Raw genomic sequence first — 23,331 nt, forward strand, 5'->3', positions numbered from 1 at the left:
ACCTCTGTCAGGCGGCGCTGCGGTCGGCGTCCGGGCCGAAATGGGCCTTGTAGCGGGGGTGGATCGCCGAGACCGGAAGCACGACGAGCACGTCCGTGGTGTTGAACTGCCGGTCGATCACCGCGCCCTCGCCGAAGCTGGCGCCGAGCCGCAGATAGCCTTTGATGAGCGGCGGCAGGGCGTGCAGCGCCATCTTCGGGTCCACGGCCTCCCTCGGCAGCCGGTCCATGGCGACGAAGCGGCGGCTGACGGCCCGGGCGCGCCACCCCTCGGGGGCGCTGGCGTGATGGTGCAGGAAGCTCAAGGGCAGGGCAAGCCGGTCGGGATCCGTCCCCTCCAGGCTGGCGCAGCCCAGCATCACGTCGATGCGATGGTGGAGGACATAGGCCCAGATGCCCTGCCACAGGAGCTCCACCGTGCGCTTGTTGCGGTAGTCCTTGAGCACGCAGGAACGGCCGAGCTCCAGGAAGCGCAGGCCCGCATGGGCGCGCATGACGGGCGCGATGTCGTACTCGTCCGCCGTGTAGAAGCCGAAGGCCCGCTCGGCCACCTCCTGGCGCAGCAGCCGGTAGGTGCCGACGACCTGCCGCCCTGCGGGCGCGTCGTGATCGATGACGAGGAGATGGTCGCAGGAGGCGTCGTAGCCGTCGAAGTCGCGCCCGGTGAGCCGCACGGCGGTGGACGGCCGGGCCGCCATCTCGCCATAGAACACCTCGAAGCGCAGGCGCTGCGCCCGGCGGATCTCGCGGGCCGAGGTGGCGAGGCGCACCTCGAGCGGCCCGATGCGGCCGAGCGTCGGGCCAAGGCCGGCGCCGCGCCGGCCCGCGAGGTGGAGCGGCGCCCCGGGAAAGAAGCCGATCGCCGCCGAGCCGCCCTTGCGCAGCGGCGCGAGCAGGGCCGAGAGCGGCGGGATGGGCCGGGTGCTGCTGCCCGGCATGGGCCGGCTGCCTGACGGATCCTGCACGGCGAGCGGTGCCATGTCGCGCCTCATCGGCGGCCGTCCCGCCGCCGTCCCCTGACCCAGACCATAGGATCACGACCCCTGGATGACAAAGGTCGGGGCGCGTGACAAGCCGGACGGATGGCGCTGGGCTCAGGAGGCGCGTGCCAGCCCCGCCTCTTCCCCCGCCACGAGGGCGAGGAGCCGGCGCAGGTCGAGGGGCTTCGACAGGAAGCCGTCGAGGCCCGCGGCCTCGGCCGCCGCGCGGTCCTCGCTCAGAACGTTGGCGGAGAGCGCGACGACGCGAAGCCGCGTGGCGCATCCGAAGGTCGCCTCGGCCCGGCGGATGCGCCGGGTCACCTCCAGTCCGTCGAGGCCCGGCATGCGCACGTCCATGAGCACGAGATCGTAGGGCGAGCGCCGGCCGTCGAGGGCCGCTTCGCTCAAGGTCAGCGCCTCGTTGCCGTCCTTCGCCCAGTCGACCGCCGCGCCGATCTTCTGCAGCGCCTTGATGGCAAGGAGCGCGTTGATCTCGTTGTCCTCGGCGAGCAGGATGCGCCGGGGCCCCGGCAGGGGCGGAGCGGCCATGCGCCGCCGGGGCGTGCGGGCGACGGGCGGCGCCCCCGCGGACGCGGGGCCGACGCCCGACAGGCGCTCGGCAAGCGAGCGGGCCCGGACGGGCTTCACCAGATAGGCGTCGAAGCCCGCTGCGCCGGGCGGGCCGAAGTCGCGGCGCTCGAAGGGCGAGAGCAGCACCACGAGGCGCCCCACCCCGGCGCGGCGCGCCCGGGCCGCGACCTCGCGCACGCTCTCCTCCCCGAAGGCGCAATCGGCGATGAGCACGTCCACCCGCCCGCGGTCGAGGAGCGCCCCCGCCTCGGCCGAGGTCTGCGCCACCGCGACATCGGCGCCGGACTCGGCGAGGCGCCGAGCGAGATAGGGCGCCTCGAAGGGGGAGCGGCCGAGCACGAGGACGCGGCGCCCGGCGGCGCCCTCGATCCCGGCCGGCCCCTTCGCGCCGTCGGCGTCGGGCAGGGGCACGCTCACCTGGAACCTGGAGCCGAAGCCCGGCTGGCTCTCGACGGCGATCTCGCCCTGCATGCGCTCGACGATGCGCCGGGTGATGGCGAGCCCCAGCCCCGTGCCGCCGTGCCGGCGGCTGTGGCTGCCGTCGCCCTGCTCGAACTCCTCGAAGAGGAGCGGCATGCGCTCGGGCGCGATCCCGGGCCCCGTATCGGCCACGGTGACGACGATGGAGCCCGCGACGCCGCGGGTCACCTCGACGCCGACGCCGCCCTCCTCCGTGAACTTCACGGCGTTGCCGGCTAGGTTCACGAGCACCTGCCGCAGGCGGTCGGAATCGCCGATCACCATGCGCGGCACCCCGCGCGCCACGAAGGCCGCGATCTCGATCCCCTTGCCCTGCGCGCGCGGCGCCAGGAGCTCGACGACGCCCTCCACGAGGGCATGCAGGTCGAACACGTCCGAGGAGAGGTCGAGCTTGCCCGCCTCGATCTTGGAGAAATCGAGGATCTCGTCGATGAGCGAGAGCAGGGCCACGCCGGAGGTCTCGATGGCCTCCGCGTAGCTCGTCTGCTCGCCGTCGAGCGCGGTGTCGAGCAGGAGCTCGGTCATGCCGAGGATGCCGTTCATCGGCGTGCGGATCTCGTGGGTGACGGTGGCGAGGAAGCGCGACTTCGCCTCGCTCGCGGCCTCCGCCTTGGCGCGGGCGTCCTGGAGGGCGCGCTCGGCCGCGACCCGGTCGGTGACCTCGCGCCCGGCCCGCAGGGTCTCGATCCGCCCGTCGGGCCCGGCGATCACCGTCTCGATCCAGGCGATCCAGACGAGGCCGCCGGGGGTCTCGATCGCCTCGTCCATGCAGCGCGCACCGTCGTCGAGCACCTGCACGCCGCCGGTCTCGGCCACCTGGGGCCGCACGGTGCTGCCGACGAGCGCCTCCCGGGTTTCGCCCACAAGCCGCGCGAAGCCCTCGTTGGCGAAGGTGATCCGGCCCTCGCCGTCACGGCGCACGATGATGTCGAGCTGGGCCTCCACGAGGGCGCGGTAGCTCTCCTCGCGCTCGGCAAGCCGCCACAGCTCGTCCTGGAGCCGCTCCACCTGGGCGTCGAGGGAGGCGGCGCGACGGCGCTCGCGCACGACGCTCGCCGCCGCAAGCGCGGCGGCGAGCGTCGAAAGCGCGATCAGGACGGGGAGCGCGAGCGGTCCCCACGTCGACGAGATCATTCAGCCGGCCCCGCACATGAACGGGCACGATGCCAGGGAGGGCTGAAAAGAGCTTTGAAAAGAGCGGTTTACGAGCGGATAGCGAAACGGCTCGCATTGCGCGCGAGCCGTTTACGGGGCATCAATCCCCGCGCCTCAGGCCTTGGCGGGAGCCGGACGGGCGCCCGACGCCTTGGCGGCTCCGGCCTTGGGCTTCGCGGCGGCCTTCGCGGGCGCCTTGGCGGCGGCAGGCTTGGCAGCGGCGGGCTTGGCGGCGGTGGTCGCCTTGGCGCTCGCGGCGGCCTTGGTGCCGGCCTTCACGGCGGCGTCCTTGGCGGCCTTCGCGAGGGGCTTGGCGGCGCTGGCGACGGGCTTGGCCGCCTTCACGACGGGCTCGACGGCGTCGAGGGTGGGCTTCGCCTTGGTGGCGACGTCGTTCGCCACATCGGTGGCGCCCTTCACGGCGCCCTCGACGACGAGGGTCGCCACCTCGGCCACGGCGGCGGCGGCCTTCGACACCACCTCTTTCATCGTCACGGTCTTCTTCTCGCGCTTGGGCATCTCGCATGCTCCCTGCAGGCGCACGAAGCTGCGCCGTTGACGGGGAAACTCGTTGCAGTCCCAGGGGTTCCGAGAACTGCTGACTTACACAACTCGCATCATTGACGCGAGTGCTCTGGTCCTTCAACCTCTGCTCAAGCGCGCCGCAGCAGCGTAGGGGAGCTTGCAATGGGTGACAATTTAGGTCTGGCCGTAATGGAGTCCAGATGGGAGCGTCAACGGAACATATCGGTCAAAAGTCTTTTCGATGTGCTCTCCGACATCCATCTACGGACCACCCATGGCTTCATCTACGAAATGTTCGGAAGCAAATCATCTTTTAGGGAGGTTTTCAAAAGGTTAAGCGCGGAAAATACAATTAGGAGAATTTACATTGCGACCCACGGCTCGGCTAAAACCGGAAATTTGACCGCCATTAATGACGACGAGATATCGAAGATTGTACTGCGCAACACACTGAGAGATTTAGCGAGCATAAGAGGGGCTAAAATCAGAGGTTTGTACTTAGGAAGTTGCTATACCGGAACCAAATATCTCGCCGATTTTATTTTTTATGACGGAGATGACGGGCACGATATCCCAATCAAGTGGCTGGCTGGTTATTCTGAGGAAATTGATTGGATACAATCAGCAGCTTTGGATCTTTTATTCTGGAGCACTTTCTACGATGTCCGTAATGAACTTCGAAGCGCAACATCGGATCCAAGCGAATTGAAGATTGTGAAGCAGACAGCGGCACTCATAAAGGCGAGAGCATCGGGCCTCTGCGACGAGTTAGGATTCGAGGTTTGGGTGCGTTCGCGTTCCCATGGAACGCGTGGCTTGATTGCAAGCGCAGACAGCGACGCCGATACCGATGATCTTGAGGCAGCATAAACACAGAACGACCTACCAACGTCATCGCCCACGTCGCGAGATCGGCCCCTACGCAGCCGCCGGCCGGCGGTCCAGGGTCGAGCGGTAGGAGAGGGCCTCGGCGATGTGGAGGCGGCGCACGCGGTCCTCGCCGTCGAGGTCGGCGAGCGTGCGGGCGACCTTGAGCACCCGGTGGAAGCCGCGGGCCGAGAGGCGCATGGCCTCGGCTGCGTCGCGGATGAGGCGGATGCCGTCGGCGTCCGGCCGGGCCGCGTCCTCGATGAGCGGCGCGGGGCAGGCCGCGTTGGTGGTGACGCCCTCGACGCCGAGCGCCGCGTAGCGTTGCGTCTGGCGCTCGCGGGCGGCCGCGACCCGGGCGGCTGCCTCCGCCGAGCCTTCCGCGGGCGGGGGCAGGATGAGGTCGGCGGCGGTGACCGCCGGCACGTCGATGACGAGGTCGATGCGATCGAGGAGCGGCCCCGACAGCCGGGCCTGGTACTGCGCCATGCAGCGCTCGTTCGGGCCCCGGCGGCAGGCATAGCCCGGCTCCGTGGCTTGGCCGCAGCGGCAGGGGTTCATGGCGGCGACGAGCTGGAAGCGCGCCGGATAGGTCACCCGGTGGTTCGCCCGCGCGATCATCACCTCCCCCGTCTCGATGGGCTGGCGCAGGGAGTCGAGCACGTTGGGCTGGAACTCGGGCAATTCGTCGAGGAAGAGCACGCCGCGATGGGCGAGCGACACCTCGCCGGGCCTCGCATTGATCCCGCCGCCCACCAGGGCCGCCATGGAGGCCGAATGGTGCGGCGCCCGGAAGGGACGCCGGTCGGAGAGCGCGCCCTCGCGGATGAGCCCCGCGATGGACTGGACCATCGACACCTCGAGGAGCTCGCGGGGCAGGAGCGGCGGCAGGATCGAGGGCAGGCGCTGGGCGAGCATCGACTTGCCGGCGCCCGGCGGCCCGGACATGAGCAGGTTGTGCCCGCCCGCCGCGGCGATCTCGAGCGTCCGCTTGGCGCTCTCCTGGCCCTTGATGTCGCGCAGGTCCGGCAGGCTCGACGCGAGGCGCTGCACGGCGGGCTCGGGACGGGCGAGAATCTGCGTGCCCTTGAAGTGGTTGGCGAGCTGGATGAGGGAGCGCGGCGCCAGCACCTCGATCTCGCTCGACGCCCAGGCGGCTTCCGCCCCGCAGGGCGCCGGGCAGATGAGCCCGTGCCCGCGCGAGCTCGCCGCGATGGCCGCGGGCAGCACGCCCGCCACCGCCGTGATCGTGCCGTCGAGCGCAAGCTCGCCCAAAACCGTGAACCCGTCGAGGGCGTCCGCCGGCACGGCGCCGATCGCCGCCATCACGGCGAGCGCGATGGGCAGGTCGTAATGGCTCCCCTCCTTGGGCAGATCGGCGGGGGCGAGGTTCACGGTGATCCGCTTGTTGGGCAGGGCGAGGCCTGAGGCGATCAGCGCCGAGCGCACCCGCTCGCGCGATTCGCCCACCGCCTTGTCGGGCAGGCCCACCACGTTGAACACCACGTTCCCCGGCGAGATCTGCACCTGGACGTCGACGGCCCGTGCCTCGATGCCCTCGAAGGCGACGGTGGCGACGCGCGTGACCATGCAACTCTCCCCTCGAATAAGCCAAGCTTAAGCTGTGGAGGGGTTGCAGGACAAGCAGGCGATGAGCGGATCTAGCGCGCGCCCAGCACCCGCAGCATCCGGACCTGCCGGGTGATGGCGCCCACGTTCACGAGCGACAGGCGGCGGCGCTCCCCCGTGAGGCGCCCGACGATGGCGTCGACATCGGCGCGGCGGACGCGGGCAACGGTGATCAGGGGGCCGGAGCCGCCCTTCCAGGGGCGGGACATGAGGGAGGGGAGCACGGCGGCGAGCACGTCCCCCTCCCCGCTCGCGGGCTCGTGGAGGAAGATCGGGTGGACGGTCTTCTCCCAGGCCTCCGTCACGTGGGCGACGATGAGGCTCGGGTCGAGGCCGAACTCCTCCAGCTCCAGGCACCAGGCCCACTGGTAGATGTGCTCCAGCTCGTAATCGACCTTGCTCCCCCGCCCCGGACGGCTGCCGAGCGGGATCCCGAGGCGCTTCAGGTGCTTCAGGCGCCCGCGGAAGGCCGCCTTCTGGACCCGCTCGTCGGCTCCGAACAGGCCGGCGAGGATCGTCTCGGCCTGGGCATAGGTGAACGCCACTGGGATCTCCCCGGAACGGGGCGCGGCCCCTTGGATCACGGGGCCGATTCTATCGGTGCAAGCCTGCACTTTGATTAACCGGGCACGCGTGTGGAGAAACGGCCGCCCAGCGCGCCGCCGGTTTGACTCCGCCACCTTCGTCGTGGTCCATCGGCCGGCCGACCGCAGGAGCGCGCCCGTGACCGACCCCCGCGACCGTCTCATCGTGGCCCTCGACATGGCCTCCGTGGCGGAGGCCGAGCGCCTCGTGGCGCGGCTCGGCGACGAGGTGACGTTCTACAAGATCGGCTATCGGCTGGGCTATGCCGGCGGCCTCGCCTTCGCCCGCACCCTCGTCGACGCCGGCCGCAAGGTCTTCCTCGACCTGAAGCTCCACGACATCGGCAACACGGTGGAGGAGGGCGTCGCCTCCGTGGCGGGCCTGGGCGCCACCTTCCTCACCGTCCACGCCTATCCCCAGACCATGCGGGCCGCCATGCGCGGCAAGGGCGGGTCCGGCCTCGCCATCCTCGCCGTCACCGTGCTCACCTCCTACGACGAGGGGGACATGCGGGAGGCGGGCTATGCCGGGGGCGTGGACGACCTCGTGGCCACCCGCACGGCGCAGGCCCGCGACATCGGGATCGACGGCATCGTGTGCGCCGCCACGGAGGCCGCCCGGGTGCGGGCTATCGCCGGCCCCAGCCGACTCATCGTGACCCCCGGCATCCGCCCGGCCTGGGCCGATGCCGGCGACCAGAAGCGCATCGTCACGCCCCGCGACGCCATCCGCGCCGGGGTCGACCACCTCGTGGTCGGCCGCCCGATCACCCACGCCGCCGACCCGTTCGATGCCGCGCGCCGGATCGTCGACGAGATCAACGAGAGCTGAAGGAGGAAGCCATGCCCAAGGCCTACGTCATCGCCCGCGTCACCGTCACCGACCCGGAGAAATACGCCGAGTACGTCAAGGACGCCTCCGCCGCGATCCGGCAATATGGCGGGCGTCCCCTGGTGCGCGGGGGAGCCTATGCCGAGCTGGAGGGCGGCGCGCGGCCGCGCAACGTGGTGATCGAGTTCGAGTCCCTGGACCAGGCCAAGGCCTACTACCATTCGCCGGAATACCAGGCCGCGATCCGGAAGCGCGAGGGCGCCGCCACCGCCGAGATCGTCGCCGTCGAGGGGGTGGAGTGATGCCAAAGGGCTACTGGATCGCCCGGGTCGACGTGCACGACGCGGAAGCCTACAAGGCCTATGTCACGGCGAACGCCGCCGCCTTCGCGAAGTACGGGGCGCGGTTCCTGGTGCGCGGCGGCCGTTTCGACAGCGTCGAGGGCCTGAGCCGGGCGCGCAACATCGTGCTGGAGTTCCCCTCCTACGACGCCGCGATCGCCTGCTGGAACTCGCCCGAGTACAAGGAGGCGCTGGCCCACCGCACGGACCCGTCCGTCTCGGTCGCGGACCTTATCATCATCGAGGGCTATGACGGGCCCCAACCCGGGTGAGCGTCGGCGCCTATAGGATCCGGGCCGCGGCAGGGTCGGATCTCGCCGCCCTGCCGGGCCTCGACCCTTCAGCCGTGAGCCCCGCCCGGCTCGGTGCCGCGCGGGACGCGGGTCTCCTGTGGGTCGCCGCCGCGCCCGGCATGGACGCACCCGTGGGCTATCTCGCGGCGGGGCGCCTGGAGCAGGGGCTGCTCGTCGAGCACATCGCGGTGGCGGCGGCCCACCGCCGTCGCGGGGTCGGCGCGACGCTGCTCGCCGCTGCCGTCGACCGGGCCCGCTGGTCGTTCGAGCCCGCCGTCCTGCTCGTGGCCGACCCGGACCTGCCCTGGAGCGGCCCCTTCTTCGCGCGCTACGGCTTCGTGAGCCTCGCGCCCACGCGCCTTCCGCCGGACCTCGCGGCGCGGGTCGGACGCGGCGGGCCGCACGCCTCCCGGCTCGTCGCCATGGCCAAGCGCCTGTGAGCGCCGCGAGGTCCGGCTCTTGCCCCCGCGCCGGGGTCGGTGGTACCGCGAGGGTGACGCGAGGGGAACTCCAGCGATGAGCGACATGCGGCTCGTGATCATGGGCGCGGCCGGCCGGATGGGCCGGATGCTGGTGAAGGCCGTGTCGGAGACCCCCGGCTGCGCGCTCGCGGCCGCGATCGAGCATCCCGAGTCCATCGCGCTCGGCCAGGATGCGGGCCTGCTCGCAGGCTGCGGGCGGCTCAACGTGCCCATCACGAGCGACGTGGAGATCGCGCTGGAGGGCGCCCACGGCATCGTCGACTTCACCACGCCCGCGACCAGCGTGCGCCTGGCGCGCCTCGCGGCGGACGCGGGCATCGCCCACGTGATCGGCACCACGGGGCTGTCCGACGAGGAGATCGGCGCGATCCGCGAGGCGGGGTCGCGCACGGCGGTGGTTCAGTCCGGCAACATGTCGCTCGGCGTGAACCTTCTCGCCGGCCTCGTGCGCAAGGTGGCGCAGACGCTCGGGCCCGAGTTCGACATCGAGGTGCTGGAGATGCACCACCGCGCCAAGGTCGACGCCCCCTCCGGTACCGCCTTCCTTCTCGGCGAGGCGGCGGCGCAGGGGCGCGGCGTGGCGCTGAGCGACGCGAAGACCGCGGCCCGCGACGGCCATACGGGCGCCCGGCGCGAGGGCGACATCGGCTTCGCGGTCCTGCGCGGCGGGTCGGTGGTGGGCGAGCACACGGTGATCTTCGCGGGCGCCGGCGAGCGCATCGAGCTCAGCCACCGCGCCGACGACCGGGCCCTGTTCGCCCGCGGCGCCCTCAAGGCGGCTTTGTGGGCCAAGGACCGGCCCCCCGGCTTCTATTCCATGGCCGACGTCCTCGGCCTCAACGACCTGTAACGGAGTGCTCACCCGATGGATCGCCACCTCGTCCTCGCCCGCCACGGCCAGAGCGACTGGAACCGCAAGAACCTGTTCACCGGCTGGCGCGACCCGGACCTCACGGAGCTCGGGGTCGAGGAGGCGCAGCTCGCCGGGCGGCGGCTGAAGGCGCTGGGCGTCTCCTTCGACGTTGCCTTCACCTCCGCCCTGTCGCGGGCGCAGCGCACCTGCCGGCTGATCCTGGAGGAGATCGGACAGCCGGGGCTCGACACCATCGCCGACGAGGCCCTGAACGAGCGCGACTACGGCGACCTCGCGGGCCTCAACAAGGACGACGCCCGCGCCAAGTGGGGCGAGGAGCAGGTCCATCTGTGGCGCCGCTCCTACGACGTCGCCCCCCCCGGCGGCGAGAGCCTCAAGGACACGGTCGCCCGGGTGCTGCCCTATTACATGCGCAACATCCAGCCGCGGGTGATGCGGGGCGAGCGGGTGCTGGTGGCCGCCCACGGAAACTCGCTGCGCGCCCTCATCATGGTGCTCGACGGCCTCAACACCCAGACCATCGCAGGCCTCGAGCTCGCGACCGGCGTCCCCATGGTCTACCGCCTGAACGCCGACACGACGGTGGCCTCGAAGGAGATCCTGGACCGCTGAGCCGCGAGCGCGACAAAGTCGCCGACTCGACGTAACCCGACGCCATGACGTTGGGTTACGTCTTCAGGGCAGCGAATCACCAGACGTCACTTTCGATTGTTTTCCAATACTTAACCCCTGAGCCTCACTCTTCCAGCCGAATTGACCGCGAGTGGCCGCGCCCGGGGGATGAGCATGCGGATTAAAGCCAAGTTATTTTCGATCATCGGCACGTTGAGCCTCGTCGTGACGGCGGTGGCCGGCATCGGCCTGAACAGCCTCGACCTGTCGAACGGGGCCGCGGACGAGATGCGCGCCGCCTCGACGCGCGCGCTCTACGGCGAGCGCCTCAACCGCATCGTGACGACCGTGGTGATGGAGTCCCGCGGCGTCTATGCCGCGACCGACACCCGCGATGCGAAGCGTTACGCCGATCCGCTCGTGGCATCGCTGCGCGAGATGAATGCGCTCCTTCAGCGCTGGGAGCCCGTGGTGCTCCCCGAGCAGCGACCCCTCTTCGAGAAGGTGAAGCAGGGTGCGGCGGCCTTCACGACCCTGCGCGGCGAGACGGCGCGGCTCGGCACCGAGGTGTCCCCGAAGGCCGCCGCCGACCAGGGTTTCAACGACGCGAACCGGGCCAACCGGCGCGCCTACCAGGAGAGCATCGACGCCCTGACGGCGGTCGACACGAAGGCCGTCGAGGACCTCAACACCGCGATGGACGCGACCTATGGCGACCGCCGGGCCTGGCTTCTCGGCGTATCGATCCTCGGGGTGCTCGTCGCCCTCGTGGCGGGCGGGCTCGTGAGCCATTTCCAGATCGCCAAGCCGCTGGGCGCCGTCACGGCCGCCCTGCGCCGGCTCTCGGCAGGCGACTACAACCTGCCCCAGATGCGGGCGCGCCGGGACGAGATCGGCGAGATCTGGGCCAGCATGGGCGTGTTCGCCGGCGCCATGGAGGAGGCCGAGCGCCTGCGCCAGACCCAGAGCGCGAGCGAGCGCGAGGTCTCGGAGCGCCGGCGCGCCGAGATGAACGAGCTCGCCACGGGCTTCGAGCGCACGGTGGGCAGCCTTGCCCAGACCCTCGCGGCGGCGGCCCACCAGATGGAGGCGACCGCGCGCTCGCTGACCGCCACCGCCGACCAGACCAACCGCCGCTCCGACCAGGTCGCCGCGGCCGCGACGCTCACCTCGTCCAACGTGCAGGCGGTGGCCTCCGCGACCGAGGAGCTCGCCGCGTCGGCGGGCGAGATCGGGGCGCAGGTGACCCAGACCTCGCAGGTCGCCTCGCGCGCCGTGGACACGACCCGGCGCACCAACGAGCGGGTGCAGTGCCTGACCGACGGGGCGCAGCGCATCGGCGACGTGGTGAAGCTCATCTCGGCCATCGCCGAGCAGACGAACCTGCTTGCGCTCAACGCCACCATCGAGGCGGCGCGGGCCGGCGAGGCGGGCCGGGGCTTCGCGGTGGTGGCCGCCGAGGTCAAGGAGCTCGCGAACCAGACCTCGAAGGCCACCGACGACATCGCCGCCCAGGTGAACCAGATCCAGGGCGCGACGGGCGAGGCGGCGGGCGCCATCCGCGACATCGCCTCCACCATCGACGAGGTGCACCGCATCGCGGTGGGCGTGGCGGCGGCGGTGGAGCAGCAGCAGGCGGCGACGCAGGAGATCGCCCGAAACGTGGCCGAGGCCGCCCGCGGCACCCAGTCCGTGAGCGAGACCATCGGCGGCGTCCAAGAGGCCTCGATCCAGTCCGGCGCGGCGGCCGATCAGGTGCTGTCGGCGGCGGGTGAGCTCGCCCGCCAGTCGGCGGCCCTCACCCGCGAGGTGGAAGCCTTCGTGAGCCGCGTCCGCGCGGCCTGAGAGCGAGGGCCGGACAGAGGGCTTTCTTCCTCCCCCCTCATGCTGAGGAGCGCTCGAAGAGCGCGTCTCGAAGCACGCACGACGCCCGTCACAGCCGTCCGGAGATCCCTGGAGCGCCCTTCGAGGCCCGCCTGCGGCGGGCACCTCAGGGCGAAGGTGGGGCCGCCGGGGTGAAAGAGGCGGCCTTGTCCACGCGGCTTGAGGGCCGACGGAGCCTATTGCGGCTGCCCGCCCCCAGCCTCGGGGGCGGCGGCCTTCGGGCCGCCCTTGGCGACGCCCACCATGGCCGGGCGCAGGACCCGGTCGCCGATCACGTAGCCCGCCTGCACCACCTGCATCACGGTGCCGTTGGGGACGGTGGCGTCGGGGATCTCGAACATCGCCTGGTGGTGATTCGGGTCGAAGCGCTGGCCCTTGGGCTCAAGCCGGCGCACCCCGTGGCGCTCCAGGGTCTTGAGCAGGTCGCGCTCGGTGAGCTCCACCCCGTCGACGAGGGCCTTGAGAGCCCCGTCCATCCCGGCTCGCGCCTCCGCCGGCACGCTCTCCAGGGCCCGGCGCAGGTTGTCGGCGACGTTGAGCGTGTCGCGGGCGAAGGCGGTGACCCCGTAGGTGCGGGCGTCCGCCACCTCGCGCTCCGTGCGCCGGCGCAGGTTCTCCATGTCGGCGAGGGTGCGCAGCAGCCGGTCCTTCATCTCGTCGCGCTCGGCCTCGGCCTTGGCGAGACGGTCGGCGTCGGCGCCCTCGGCGGGGGGCGCGAGATCGTTCGCGGCCATATCGAGGGGGCTCTCGGGCGTCCGGTCGAGGTCGGGCGTCTTGTCGGTCATGAGCTCTGCGATCGGTCGTTGTCGGGGTCGGCCCTCATATCAGGGCAGGCGGGGCGCAAATCAAGCGCCGCGCGGGTTCGCCCGCAGCCACGCGGCCGTCTCCGCCGCGCTCCGGTCGGGCGGGAAGACGGGATAGAGCACCCCCGCGATCCGCCCGTCGTCGACGATCATCGTGAGCCGCTTGAGGAGCGTGAGCCCCGCCACCTCCAGGGTCGGCAGGCGCAGCGCCCGGGCGAGCCCCAGCCCCTCGTCGGAGAGCACGGGAAAGGGCAGATGCAGCCGCTCCGCCATCTCCCGCTGATAGGCGGTCGACTGGGTCGAGAGGCCGTAGACCCGCTCGGCGCCGAGCGACCTGAGCTCCGCGAAATGGTCTCGGAAGGCGCAGGCCTGGGGCGTGCAGCCCCGGGCTCCGGGGATCTCGTTCCAGTCCGGCACGAGGGGCGGCCGGTCCGGCTCGGCGGTGCGGGGATAGGCATAGACGATCGTGCGGCCGGGCAGGTCACGAAGGCTCACCGGGGTGCCGTCGGTGGCCGGCAGGGCGAGCGCGGGGAGGATCAGCCCCGGCAGGTGCGCCGCCGCGCCGTCGTCCTCCGGACGCGGCAGGGCCTCGGGCAGGATCGCCGGGTTCTCCATCGTCTAGCCCTTGTCGCGCAGCAGCCGGCCGCGCTCGCGGTCCCAGTCGCGCTGCTTCTCGGCCTCGCGCTTGTCGTGCAGCTTCTTGCCCCGCCCGAGCGCCAGCTCCACCTTGGCCCGACCCCGGTCGTTGAAGAAGATCCGCAGCGGCACCACCGTGAAGCCGTCGCGCTGGCTCGCGCCGAGGAGCTTGTCGATCTCGCGCCGGTGCAGCAGGAGCTTCCGCGGCCGGCGGGGCTCGTGGTTGAAGCGGTTCGCCTGGAGGTATTCCGGGATGTAGGCGTTGTAGAGGAACAGCTCCTCGCCCGAGGGCCCCGCGTGGGCCTCGCCGATGGTCGCCTTTCCTGAGCGCAGCGACTTCACCTCCGTGCCGGTGAGCGCGATGCCCGCCTCGAAGGTGTCGACGATCTCGTAATGGAACCGCGCCTTGCGATTGTCGGCGACGGTCTTGTGGGTGTGCCGGTCGGCCTTGGGTGCCATCTCGGTCAGGCGTTGATCAGGCCGGCATGGACCATGGCGGCGCGGATCGCGGCCTTGGTCGGCTCGGTCACGGGGCGCAGCGGCAGGCGCACCTCCTCCGTCCCGCGCCCGAGCAGGGCGAGGCCCGCCTTGGCGCCCGCGAGGCCCGGCTCCAGGAAGATCGCGTCGTGGAGCGGCACCAGCCGGTCCTGGACCGCGAGCGCGCCCGCAAGATCGCCCTCCAGGCTGCGGCCCTGGAGCTCGGCGCACAGGCGCGGCGCCACGTTCGACACCACGGAGATGCAGCCGTGGCCGCCCGCCGCGTTGTAGGCGAGCGCCGTCATGTCCTCGCCCGAGAGCTGGATGAAATCGGGGCCCATGGCGTGGCGCTGCTGCGAGACGCGGGCGAGGTTGGCGGTCGCGTCCTTCACGCCGACGATGTTGGGCAGCTCGTAGAGCCGCGCCATGGTGGCGACCGACATGTCGACCACGGAGCGGGGCGGGATGTTGTAGATGACGATCGGGATGCCGATGGCGTCGTTCACCGCCTTGAAGTGCTCGTAGAGCCCCTCTTGGGTGGGCTTGTTGTAGTAGGGCGTGACCACGAGCACCGCGTCGGCGCCCGCCGCCTCCGCGTGGCGCGCGAGCTCCACGGCCTCCGCCGTGCAGTTCGAGCCCGCCCCGGCGATCACCGGGACGCGGCCCTTCGCCTCGTCGATGCAGATCTCCACGACCCGCTTGTGCTCGGCGTGGCTCAGGGTGGGGCTCTCCCCCGTGGTGCCCACCGGGACGAGCCCTTGCGTGCCGTTCTCGATCTGCCAGGAGACGTGGGCGCGCAGGGCCTCCTCGTCGACCGCGCCGTCGCGAAACGGGGTCACGAGGGCCGTCATCGACCCTCTCAAGCTGACGTGTGCCGCCACTGGCGCCTCTCCCTGGTTCCCGGGGCCCTCGTCACGAGCGGGGCCGCCGCTTTTGCGACACATAGTCCTTGCAGCTTGCTCGCGCAAACGGGGCTTTGCAGGGGCGCGGCCGGAAACCCGGGTTAGTGCTTCCGCAACGTCCATGGCGGACAATGCCCGCAAGGGGACGATCGTTCACACCGGAGAAGATCACCATGATCCCGATGCGCCGCCTCGCGCGCCTGATGGGCTGCGCCGTCGTCGGAGGGCTGCTCGCCGCGCCCGCCGAGGCGCGCTCGCGCCATGTCGAGACGGGTGACGCCGAGAGCCTGGAGGCCCGCACCGTCGAGGCGCGGCTCATCGGCCCCGCCCCCCGCGAGGACCGCCGCCCCGCCCTCGATCCCGCCAAGCCCCTGGGCAACCTCGATCTCGACCGGCTGAAGACCGCCCTCGATCATTACCGCAAGGGCCGGATCGCGGAGGGCGACAAGGCCCGCGAGGGAATCGACGACCCCACCGCCCGTGCCCTCATGGAATGGGTCGCGATCCGCTCCGGCGCGGCGCTGGGCCATGCTCGCATCATGGCTTTCCTCGGCGAGAATCCCGGCTGGCCCACGGGCGCCCTCATCCGCCGCCGGGCCGAGGAATCGCTCCTCTCCGACCGCCGGTCGCCGGCTGCGATCCGCGCCTTCTTCAAGGACGCCGCCCCCGTGAGCCCGCCCGGCAAGCTCGCCCTGGCGCTCGCCCTCAAGGCCGAGGGCGAGGAGGCGCGCGCCGCCGAGCTCGTCCGCGAGACCTGGCGCAACGACGCCACGGGCGCCTCGTTCGAGGACAAGGTTCTCGAGAACTTCCCCGGCGTGCTCGGCCGGGACGACCACCGGGTGCGGATGGAGCGCCACGTCTTCCGCAGCTCGTGGGAGACGGCGGCGCGCGCCGCCGCACGCGCCGGCCCCGACTACGTCGCCCTGCTCAAGGCGCGCCGGGCCGTGGCGGCGCAGGCCAAGAAGGCCGGCGCCCTCCTCGCCGCCGTCCCGCCCTCGGTGCGGGGCGATCCGTCCTTCCTGTTCGCCCGCGCCCACAACCTGCGCCGCGCCGACAAGTACAAGGAGGCGGCGGGGATCCTCGCCACCGTGCCCCGGGATCCGGACGCCCTCGTCGATCCGGAGGCGTGGTGGGTCGAGCGGCGGATGATCGCCCGCGAGCTTCTCGACATCGGCGAGCCCCGGGCGGCCTACGAGGTGGCGCGCGGGCACGCGGCGCGCTCCGACGTGAACCGCATCGACGCGGAGTTCCACGCGGGCTGGATCGCCCTGCGCTTCCTCAACGAGCCCGAGACGGCGGCGGCCCATTTCGCGGTGGCCTCCACCATCGCGGAGACCCCGATCTCGGTAGCCCGCGCCGCCTATTGGCAGGGGCGCGCGGCGGAAGCGGCCGGCCGGGCCGCCGAGGCGCGCTGGTTCTACGAGCGCGCGGCCCTGCGCGGCATCACCTATTACGGCCAGCTCGCCCGCCACAAGCTCGGGGGCACCACGCTCCCCTTGCGCAACGCGCAGGCCGACGAGGCGGCGCGCCGGGAGGTGGAGGGGCTCGCGGCCGTCCAGGCCATCCGCCTCCTCTACATGGCCGACGCCCCGGATCTCGCGCTCACGCTGCACGCCGACATCGCCGGACGCCTCAACGATCCGCGCCAGCTCGATGCGCTGGGCGACCTCGCCGTGTCGCACAAGGACGCCCGGGGGCTGCTTGCGGTGGGCAAGACCGCCGTGCAGCGGGGCTACCCCCTCGACCTCCACGCCTACCCGACCCTCGGCATCCCGGCCTTCCAGCCCGTGGGCGCCAGGGTCGAGGCCGCGATGGTCTATGCCATCGCGCGCCAGGAGAGCGCCTTCCATCCGGCCGCCGTGTCGCAAGCGGGCGCCCGGGGCCTGATGCAGCTGATGCCCGACACCGCCCGGCGGACGGCCCAGCGCTTCAAGGTGGGCTTCGAGGCCGACCGGCTCACCAGCGACCCGGCCTACAACGCCAAGCTCGGCTCGGCCCATCTCTCGGAGCTCATGGAGGACTGGAAGGGATCGCTGATCCTCACCTTCGCCTCCTACAACGCGGGCGGCGGCAACGTGGCCCGGTGGATCAAGGCTTATGGCGATCCCCGCCGCATGGACGTCGACGAGGTCGACTGGGTGGAGCGCATTCCCTTCACGGAAACCCGCAACTACGTTCAGCGGGTGATGGAGAACTTCCTCGTCTACCGCCAGCGGCTCCAGGAGCGCGCGGCGGAGAGCGAGGGGCCGGTGAAGGCAGCCGAGGTGGCGCCCTAGGGGAGCGCCGGGATCGAACGCGGCCGCGATGAAGCCGCGAGGGGGCAGATGATGGATTACGCGGACGTGTTCGTGTCGGCCGGCGACGGCCTTCGCCTCTATGCGCGCGACTATGGCCCGGTCGGAGGCGGGGCGCTGCCCGTGGTCTGCCTGCCGGGGCTCGCCCGCCACTCGGCGGATTTCCACGAGCTGGCGTCCGCGCTCGCGAGCGATCCCGCCGCGCCGCGCCGGGTGCTCGCCCTCGACTACCGGGGCCGGGGCCGCTCGGAGCGCGACCGGAACTGGCGCAACTACGATGTGCGCGTCGAGATGGAGGACGTGCTCGGCGTGCTCGCCGCCACCGGCGTGGCGGAAGCCGTGTTCGTGGGCACCTCGCGGGGCGGCATCATCACCATGGCGCTCTCGGCCGTGCGCCCGGCGCTCATCCGCGGCGCGGTGCTCAACGATATCGGCCCCGTGATCGACGGCACGGGCCTCGTGCGCATCCGCGGCTATGTGGGCAAGCTGCCCCAGCCCCGCACCATCGCCGAGGGCGCCGAGATCCTGCGCCGCCTCTCCGATTCGCATTTCCCCCGCCTCGACGACGCGGCCTGGGAGGGCATCGCCCGCACCACCTGGACGGAGGAGAACAGGCGCCTCGTGCCGGCCTACGATCCCCAGCTCATGAAGATCCTGGAGACGATCGACATCGAGACGCCGCTGCCCGTCCTCTGGGGGCTCTTCGAGGGGCTCAGGAACGTGCCGGTGCTCGCCTTGCGCGGCGCGAACTCGGACCTCCTCTCGGCCGCGACCCTGAAGGCCATGGGCGAGCGCCACCCGGCGCTGGAGGCGGTGACGGCGCCCGACCAGGGCCACGCGCCGCTGCTCAGGGGCGATCTCGTGGAGCGGATCCGGGCCTTCGTGGCCCGGGTGGAAGGCCGGTTCGAGGAGGCCCAGGCGGTGACCGAGGCGGCCTGAGGGGGTCAGCCGATCTCCACCACGACCCGCCCCTTCACCTCGCCCGCCATGAGGGCGCGCGCCGCGTCGGCCGCGCCCTCCAGGGGCACGGTGGTGGTCATGCGGTCGAGGGCCGTCCGGTCGAGGTCCTGGGTCAGGCGCCGGTAGGCCTCCAGGCGCAGCGCCTTCGGGGCCATCACCGAATCGATGCCGAGCAGCGACACGCCGCGCAGGATGAAGGGCGCCACGGAGGACGGCAGGTCCATGCCGCCGGCAAGCCCGCAGGCCGCGACGGCGCCGCCGTAGCGGGTCATGGCGAGGAGGTTGGCGAGCGTCGCCGAGCCGACGGAGTCGATCCCCGCCGCCCAGCGCTCCTTGGCGAGCGGCTTCGCCGGCCCGGTGAGCTCGGCCCGCTCCAGGATCTCGGCGGCGCCGAGGCCCTTGAGGTAGTCGGCCTCAGCCGGGCGGCCCGTGGTGGCGATCACGTGCCAGCCGGCCTTGGCGAGGAGCGACACCGCCACCGAGCCCACGCCGCCCGTCGCCCCCGTCACCACGGCGGGGCCGCGGTCCGGGGTCAGGCCGTGACGCTCCAGCGCCATGACGGCGAGCATCGCGGTGTAGCCCGCCGTGCCGATCGCCATGGCGTGGCGGGCCTCAAGACCCTCGGGAAGCGGCACGAGCCAGTCGCCCTTCACCCGCGCCCGCTCGGCGAGCGAGCCCAGATGCGTCTCGCCCGTGCCCCAGCCGTTGAGGATCACGGCGTCGCCGGGCTTGAAATCGGGGTGCGAGGAGGCGTCCACGATGCCTGCCGCGTCGATGCCCGGCACCATGGGGAAGCGGCGCACCACGGGCGCCTTGCCCGTGACCGCGAGGCCGTCCTTGAAGTTGACCGTGGAATGGGTGACGCGGAGGGTCACGTCGCCCTCCATCAGCTCCGCCTCGTCCATCTGGCGCAGGCCGACGCTCTGCCCGCCCTCGCCCTTCTCGATCACCCACGCCCTGAACGCCATCGCCGTGCCTCCCTTTTTATCGGTGGGAGCTTTTGTGGACCGGGGGCACGGGCCGGGCAAGGGCGCGCCCTGCCCTTCGGGAACGGGTCATTCCGCCGGCTGGACCGCCGCGCGCACCACGGGGCGCTCCTTGATCGGCAGGGCGATGACCGCCGAGGCGATGCCGAGGGCGACCGAGAGCCACCAGACCACGTCGTAGGAGCCCGAGCGCTCGTAGAGCACGCCGCCGAGCCAGACGCCCGCGAAGCTGCCGACCTGGTGGGAGAGGAAGGCGAAGCCGAACAGCATGGCCATGTAGCGGGTGCCGAACATCTGCATGACGAGACCGGAGGTCGGCGGCACGGTGGAGAGCCAGAGGAAGCCCATCACGCCGCTGAACACCAGGGCCGTCGCGGGGCTGGGCGGCAGCAGGAGGAAGGCGACCGTGGCGGCCGAGCGCCCGGCATAGATGAAGGCGAGGATCCAGCGCTTGGGCATGCGGCCCGACAGGTAGCCCGCCGAGAGCGAGCCGACCGCGTTGGCGAGCCCGATGAGGGCGAGCGACCAGCCGCCCACCCAGGCCGGCATGCCGATGTCGCGCAGATAGGCGGGAAGGTGCGCCGTGATGAAGGCCACCTGGAAGCCGCAGGTGAAGAATCCCGCCACGAGCAGCACGTAGCTCGGATGCCGGAACGCCTCCGAGAGCGCCTGCCCGATGGATTGCTGCGGGCCCGCCGGGCCCGACGTGCCCGCGGGCGGCGAGGCGAGATACATCGCGAGCGGCAGGACGAGGAGCACCGTGACGGAGAACACCAGGAGGGTCTGGTGCCAGCCGATCTGGCCGATGAGCAGGGTGCCGAAGGGCGGGAACAGGAACTGCCCGAAGGAGCCCGCCGCCGTGCCCGCCCCGAACGCCATGGGGCGCCACGATTCGGGGAGAAGCTTGCCGAAGGCGCCCAGCACGAGGTTGAACGAGCAGCCCGACAGGCCAAGCCCGATGATGATGCCCGCGCCGAGATGGAACACGCCCTGGTTCGGCGCCTGCGCCATGACCACGAGGCCGACCGCGTAGAACAGGGCGCCCGTGATGAGCACCCGCACGGCGCCGAAGCGGTCCGCGACCGCCCCGGCGAAGGGCTGGCCCAGCCCCCAGAGCAGGTTCTGGAGGGCGATGGCGAGGCTGAACACGTCGCGGCCCCAGCCCGTCTCCGCCGTCACGGGGAGCTGGAACAGCCCCATCGAGACCCGGGGGCCGGAGGTGAGCAGCGCGATGAGGAGGCCGCTGAACAGGATGATCTCGGGCGAGATCCGGCGGGCAGGCTGGTGCATGGCGGGCTCCGGGGAGGAGCCGGCACGTTAGCGGCAGAACGGCCCGGCGCCAAATGCAGGCGCGTGATGGAAGCCATGAGAGGCCGGAATGGTTGGCCCCGCTCAGCCCCCCCAGCGCCCGGCGGCCGCGTCGTCCTCCGCCTTCGCCTCGACCCAGCCGCCGCTCGTCCCGTCGACGAGGTGCTCCCGCTTCCAGAACGGGGCGCGGGTCTTCAGGAAGTCCATGAGGAAGGAGGCCGCCTCGAAAGCCGCGACGCGGTGGGACGAGGCCGTCACCACGAGGACGATGTTTTCCCCCGGCCGGATGCGGCCGAACCGGTGGATGGCGACGAGCCCCGTCAGCGGCCAGCGCTCCGCCGCCTCGCCGGCCACGCGGGCGATCTCCGCCTCCGCCATGCCGGGATAATGCTCCAGCTCCAGGGCGGCGAGCCGCCCGCCCTCGTCGCGGCACAGGCCCGTGAAGGTGACGACGGCGCCGATGTCGGCCCGCCCGCGGGTGAGCGCCTCGACCTCGGCCGCAGGATCGAAGTCCTCGCGCTGAACGCTGACGATGGGGGTCATGGGGCGAGACTAGGGGATTTCGGGGCGGGCGCGAAGCGTTTCGAAGCGTGCGCTCTCCCCTCTCCCATGAGAGGGGGGAGATTACCGGAAGGGCGGCTCGTCGAAGCTCCTGAGCTTGCGCGAGTGGAGCGCGTTGCGCTGGCCGCGCAGGATGTCCACCGCCGCGAGCCCGATGAGCAGGTGCTCGCCCACCGCCCGCTCGTAGAACGCGTTGGCGGCGCCCGGCAGCTTGATCTCGCCGTGGAGCGGCTTGTCGGAGACGCACAGCAACGTGCCATAGGGCACCCTCAGCCGAAAGCCTTGGGCCGCGATGGTGCCGGATTCCATGTCGATGGCGATGGCGCGGGACAGGTTGAAGCGGCGCCTCTCCTGCGTCCAGCGCAGCTCCCAGTTCCGGTCGTCGTTGGTGACCACCGTGCCCGTGCGAAGCCGGCGCTTGAGGGCCTCGCCCGCCTCGCCCGTGGTCAGCGCCGCGGCCTGCTGGAGGGCGATCTGCACCTCGGCGAGCGCGGGGATCGGGATATCGGGGGGCACGAGGGCGTCGAGGATGCGGTCCTGGCGCAGGTAGCCGTGGGCCAGCACGTAGTCGCCGATGGTCTGCGACTGGCGCAGGCCCCCGCAATGGCCGACCATCAGCCAGCAATGGGGCCGCAGCACCGCGAGGTGGTCGGTGATGTTCTTCGCGTTCGAGGGCCCCACCCCGATATTGACGAGGCTCACCCCCTGCCCGTCCCGGCGCACGAGGTGGTAGCCCGGCATCTGGAAGCGGTGCCAGGGGGACTGCGCCACCAGAGCGTCCACGTCGCCGGGGCTCACCCCGCGCTCGATCGTGACGCCGCCCGGCATGACGAGGCGCTCGTAGGGGCCGTCCTCCTGAAGCTGCGTCGCCGCCCAGCGCACGAACTGGTCGACATAGCGGTGATAGTTCGTGAGCAGGATCCAGGGCTGGACGTTGCGCCAGTCCGAGCCCGTGTAGTGGACGAGGCGGCGCAGGGAATAGTCGACCCGCACCGCGTCGAAGAGCGAGAGGGGGAAGGGATCGCCCGGCGCCACGCTCCACAGGCCGTCCGCCACCTCGTCGCCCACCTCGGCAAGCGTCGGGGTGGGGAAATGGAGGGCGAGCTCGGCCGAGCTCATGCCGTCGCGGGCAAGCTCGTCGCCCCGTTCGAGCACGTAGGGATAGGGGATCTCCTGGCGGCCGACCCCGACCTCGATCGCCGCGCCGTAATCGGCCACGAGGGGACGCAGCTGCTCCAGCAGATAGGTGCGGTAGTGCTCCGGATGCGTGATGGAGGTCTCGTAGACGCCCGGCGCCTGGAACTTCGCGAAGGCGCGCTTGACCGCCGGGGGCGGGCCCTCGGAGCGGTAGATGACCCGCAGCACGGGATAGCGGAAGGCCGCGCGCTCCTCGCGCGTGGGCGGCCGGCCGCCGGCGATGTAGCGCTCCAGGGCATGGCGCAGGGCGTCGACCGCCGCGCCGTGGAGGGCCACGAGCCGGTCGACGGCGGCCTCGGGCGAGTCCATGCGCTCGGCGGTGGGCAGGTCCGTCATGCGGGCTCTCCGGGCTTGAGGCTGAGGATGGGGCGCCCCGCGTCGGCGACGCCGACCCGGCAGGTGCCCCCGAGATGGCGGGCGACGAGGCCCGTCAGGTCCGCGACGGCGGCGTCGAGATCGCCGGGCCCGTTGGCCTGGATCGTGATCACGGCGCGGCGGGTCTCGGGGGTGATGCCGGTGCGGGCGTCCTGGCGCCAGTTCCAGCGGCGGCACAGCACGTGCCGCTCGTCCGCATAGACCACCTCGCCCTCCTTCGGGGGATCGTCGGCAGACTGCCCCGGCTCCGCCCCCATGTCGACGAAGCTATCGCCTTCCCGGGCGAACCGGAAGGCGAGCGGAGGGGCGACCCGGTCGAGGTCGTCGGCGCCGCAGCAGAACACATGCGTGAGCGACACCGCGTTGTAGATGTCGACGAGGGGGTTCACGGCCGGCAGGCGCTCGCCCGCCTTGACCCGCTTGACCAGGCGCTCGACGGAGGAGCGGTAGCTCGTGCGCTTGATGCCGAACGCCTTGTAAGCCTCCCGCCAGGCAGCAATCCCGGGGATGGCCGACAGATCGGTCCCCTCCCAACGGGCGCGGCACGCCGCCTCGCGCTCGGCGATCGTGTCGTCGAGGGCAGGCGGGCGCTCGCCGGGGATCGCGAGGTTTTCAGCCACGACGACGGCGACGCGGAAGGCGGGGAAGCGGGGGGCGAGATCGGCGATGGTGAGGTTCATGAGGGGCCCGTGATACCGGAGGGT

Annotated in this window: 24 protein-coding genes; 10 read left to right on the forward strand and 14 right to left on the reverse strand. The window is 71.7% G+C overall.

The window, feature by feature from the left end; all coding sequences use genetic code 11:
* Positions 1-7: 7 nt before the first annotated feature.
* The 3 genes from olsB to F0L46_RS26005 form a co-directional block, all read right to left on the reverse strand.
* Positions 8-979 carry a l-ornithine N(alpha)-acyltransferase gene (gene olsB / locus F0L46_RS03755; protein WP_149815698.1) on the reverse strand — a complete coding sequence of 324 codons (972 nt, stop codon included), beginning with the start codon at positions 977-979 and terminating at the stop codon, positions 8-10.
* A 114-nt stretch (positions 980-1,093) separates the two neighbouring features.
* A complete protein-coding gene (locus tag F0L46_RS03760) occupies positions 1,094-3,184 on the reverse strand; it encodes an ATP-binding protein (protein ID WP_149815699.1) in 2,091 nt (696 codons plus the stop codon).
* Between the two features lie 135 nt (positions 3,185-3,319).
* Positions 3,320-3,724, reverse strand: a complete 405-nt coding sequence (locus tag F0L46_RS26005; protein ID WP_188311835.1) for a hypothetical protein — start codon at positions 3,722-3,724, stop codon at positions 3,320-3,322.
* A gap of 168 nt (positions 3,725-3,892) precedes the next feature.
* Here F0L46_RS26005 and F0L46_RS03770 point away from each other — a divergent pair, with 168 nt between their 5' ends.
* Positions 3,893-4,600: a hypothetical protein gene (locus F0L46_RS03770; protein WP_149815701.1), complete on the forward strand. Its 708-nt coding sequence runs from the start codon at positions 3,893-3,895 to the stop codon at positions 4,598-4,600.
* A 48-nt stretch (positions 4,601-4,648) separates the two neighbouring features.
* Here F0L46_RS03770 and F0L46_RS03775 read toward each other — a convergent pair whose 3' ends face one another.
* Together F0L46_RS03775 and F0L46_RS03780 are read right to left on the reverse strand one after the other, a co-directional pair.
* Entirely contained in the window at positions 4,649-6,187 is a 1,539-nt protein-coding gene (locus tag F0L46_RS03775; protein WP_149815702.1) for a YifB family Mg chelatase-like AAA ATPase, read from the reverse strand.
* A gap of 71 nt (positions 6,188-6,258) precedes the next feature.
* Positions 6,259-6,771, reverse strand: a complete 513-nt coding sequence (locus tag F0L46_RS03780; protein WP_149815703.1) for a hypothetical protein — start codon at positions 6,769-6,771, stop codon at positions 6,259-6,261.
* Positions 6,772-6,913: 142 nt separating this feature from the next.
* On the opposite strand from F0L46_RS03780, the gene pyrF reads away from it, so the two are divergent.
* The 7 genes from pyrF to F0L46_RS03815 all read left to right on the forward strand — a co-directional run bounded on the left by pyrF (position 6,914) and on the right by F0L46_RS03815 (position 12,089).
* Positions 6,914-7,642 carry an orotidine-5'-phosphate decarboxylase gene (gene pyrF, locus F0L46_RS03785; RefSeq protein WP_276315503.1) on the forward strand — a complete coding sequence of 243 codons (729 nt, stop codon included), beginning with the start codon at positions 6,914-6,916 and terminating at the stop codon, positions 7,640-7,642.
* Positions 7,643-7,653: 11 nt separating this feature from the next.
* Entirely contained in the window at positions 7,654-7,944 is a 291-nt protein-coding gene (locus F0L46_RS03790; protein ID WP_149815704.1) for a DUF1330 domain-containing protein, read from the forward strand.
* On the forward strand, positions 7,944-8,255 hold the full coding sequence (locus tag F0L46_RS03795; protein WP_149815705.1) for a DUF1330 domain-containing protein: 312 nt from the start codon (positions 7,944-7,946) through the stop codon (positions 8,253-8,255). Before F0L46_RS03790 ends, F0L46_RS03795 begins: the two co-directional genes overlap by 1 nt.
* On the forward strand, positions 8,252-8,716 hold the full coding sequence (locus tag F0L46_RS03800) for a GNAT family N-acetyltransferase (RefSeq protein WP_149815706.1): 465 nt from the start codon (positions 8,252-8,254) through the stop codon (positions 8,714-8,716). Before F0L46_RS03795 ends, F0L46_RS03800 begins: the two co-directional genes overlap by 4 nt.
* Before the next feature lie 85 nt (positions 8,717-8,801).
* Positions 8,802-9,608 carry a 4-hydroxy-tetrahydrodipicolinate reductase gene (gene dapB, locus F0L46_RS03805; RefSeq protein ID WP_149815768.1) on the forward strand — a complete coding sequence of 269 codons (807 nt, stop codon included), beginning with the start codon at positions 8,802-8,804 and terminating at the stop codon, positions 9,606-9,608.
* A 15-nt stretch (positions 9,609-9,623) separates the two neighbouring features.
* A complete protein-coding gene (locus F0L46_RS03810) occupies positions 9,624-10,244 on the forward strand; it encodes a 2,3-bisphosphoglycerate-dependent phosphoglycerate mutase (RefSeq protein WP_149815707.1) in 621 nt (206 codons plus the stop codon).
* Positions 10,245-10,418: 174 nt separating this feature from the next.
* Positions 10,419-12,089, forward strand: a complete 1,671-nt coding sequence (locus F0L46_RS03815; protein ID WP_149815708.1) for a methyl-accepting chemotaxis protein — start codon at positions 10,419-10,421, stop codon at positions 12,087-12,089.
* Between the two features lie 215 nt (positions 12,090-12,304).
* Here the strand turns inward: F0L46_RS03815 and grpE are convergent, their stop codons facing one another.
* Genes grpE through dapA form a run of 4 tightly spaced genes read right to left on the reverse strand, consistent with a single transcriptional unit; the run spans position 12,305 to position 14,895 of the window.
* On the reverse strand, positions 12,305-12,913 hold the full coding sequence (grpE, locus tag F0L46_RS03820; protein ID WP_149815709.1) for a nucleotide exchange factor GrpE: 609 nt from the start codon (positions 12,911-12,913) through the stop codon (positions 12,305-12,307).
* 60 nt (positions 12,914-12,973) lie between these two features.
* Positions 12,974-13,546, reverse strand: coding sequence for a peroxiredoxin (locus tag F0L46_RS03825; protein ID WP_149815710.1), 573 nt, complete (start codon positions 13,544-13,546; stop codon positions 12,974-12,976).
* A gap of 3 nt (positions 13,547-13,549) precedes the next feature.
* The gene (smpB, locus tag F0L46_RS03830) at positions 13,550-14,026 is read right to left on the reverse strand and encodes an SsrA-binding protein SmpB (protein ID WP_149815711.1); all 477 of its coding nucleotides are present in this window, start codon (positions 14,024-14,026) and stop codon (positions 13,550-13,552) included.
* Positions 14,027-14,031: 5 nt separating this feature from the next.
* Positions 14,032-14,895, reverse strand: a complete 864-nt coding sequence (dapA, locus tag F0L46_RS03835) for a 4-hydroxy-tetrahydrodipicolinate synthase (RefSeq protein ID WP_438646657.1) — start codon at positions 14,893-14,895, stop codon at positions 14,032-14,034.
* Positions 14,896-15,119: 224 nt separating this feature from the next.
* Here dapA and F0L46_RS03840 point away from each other — a divergent pair, with 224 nt between their 5' ends.
* Together F0L46_RS03840 and F0L46_RS03845 are read left to right on the forward strand one after the other, a co-directional pair.
* Complete coding sequence (locus F0L46_RS03840) at positions 15,120-17,222, forward strand: lytic transglycosylase domain-containing protein (RefSeq protein WP_240539853.1); 2,103 nt, start codon at positions 15,120-15,122, stop codon at positions 17,220-17,222.
* A 48-nt stretch (positions 17,223-17,270) separates the two neighbouring features.
* Positions 17,271-18,179: an alpha/beta fold hydrolase gene (locus tag F0L46_RS03845; protein ID WP_149815714.1), complete on the forward strand. Its 909-nt coding sequence runs from the start codon at positions 17,271-17,273 to the stop codon at positions 18,177-18,179.
* A 5-nt stretch (positions 18,180-18,184) separates the two neighbouring features.
* On the opposite strand, the gene acuI is transcribed toward F0L46_RS03845, so the two are convergent.
* From acuI to F0L46_RS03870, 5 genes are all read right to left on the reverse strand, one after another.
* Positions 18,185-19,168 (reverse strand): acrylyl-CoA reductase (NADPH), encoded by a 984-nt coding sequence (gene acuI / locus F0L46_RS03850; RefSeq protein ID WP_149815715.1) that lies wholly within the window; start codon positions 19,166-19,168, stop codon positions 18,185-18,187.
* 87 nt (positions 19,169-19,255) lie between these two features.
* A complete protein-coding gene (locus F0L46_RS03855) occupies positions 19,256-20,476 on the reverse strand; it encodes an MFS transporter (protein ID WP_149815716.1) in 1,221 nt (406 codons plus the stop codon).
* 102 nt (positions 20,477-20,578) lie between these two features.
* Positions 20,579-21,037, reverse strand: coding sequence for a molybdenum cofactor biosynthesis protein MoaE (locus tag F0L46_RS03860; protein ID WP_149815717.1), 459 nt, complete (start codon positions 21,035-21,037; stop codon positions 20,579-20,581).
* Positions 21,038-21,118: 81 nt separating this feature from the next.
* Complete coding sequence (locus F0L46_RS03865; RefSeq protein WP_149815718.1) at positions 21,119-22,588, reverse strand: AMP nucleosidase; 1,470 nt, start codon at positions 22,586-22,588, stop codon at positions 21,119-21,121.
* Positions 22,585-23,307 carry a B3/B4 domain-containing protein gene (locus F0L46_RS03870; protein WP_149815719.1) on the reverse strand — a complete coding sequence of 241 codons (723 nt, stop codon included), beginning with the start codon at positions 23,305-23,307 and terminating at the stop codon, positions 22,585-22,587. Before F0L46_RS03870 ends, F0L46_RS03865 begins: the two co-directional genes overlap by 4 nt.
* Positions 23,308-23,331: the final 24 nt, after the last annotated feature.

This window comes from Salinarimonas soli (assembly GCF_008386575.1).
Lineage (GTDB): Bacteria > Pseudomonadota > Alphaproteobacteria > Rhizobiales > Beijerinckiaceae > Salinarimonas_A > Salinarimonas_A soli.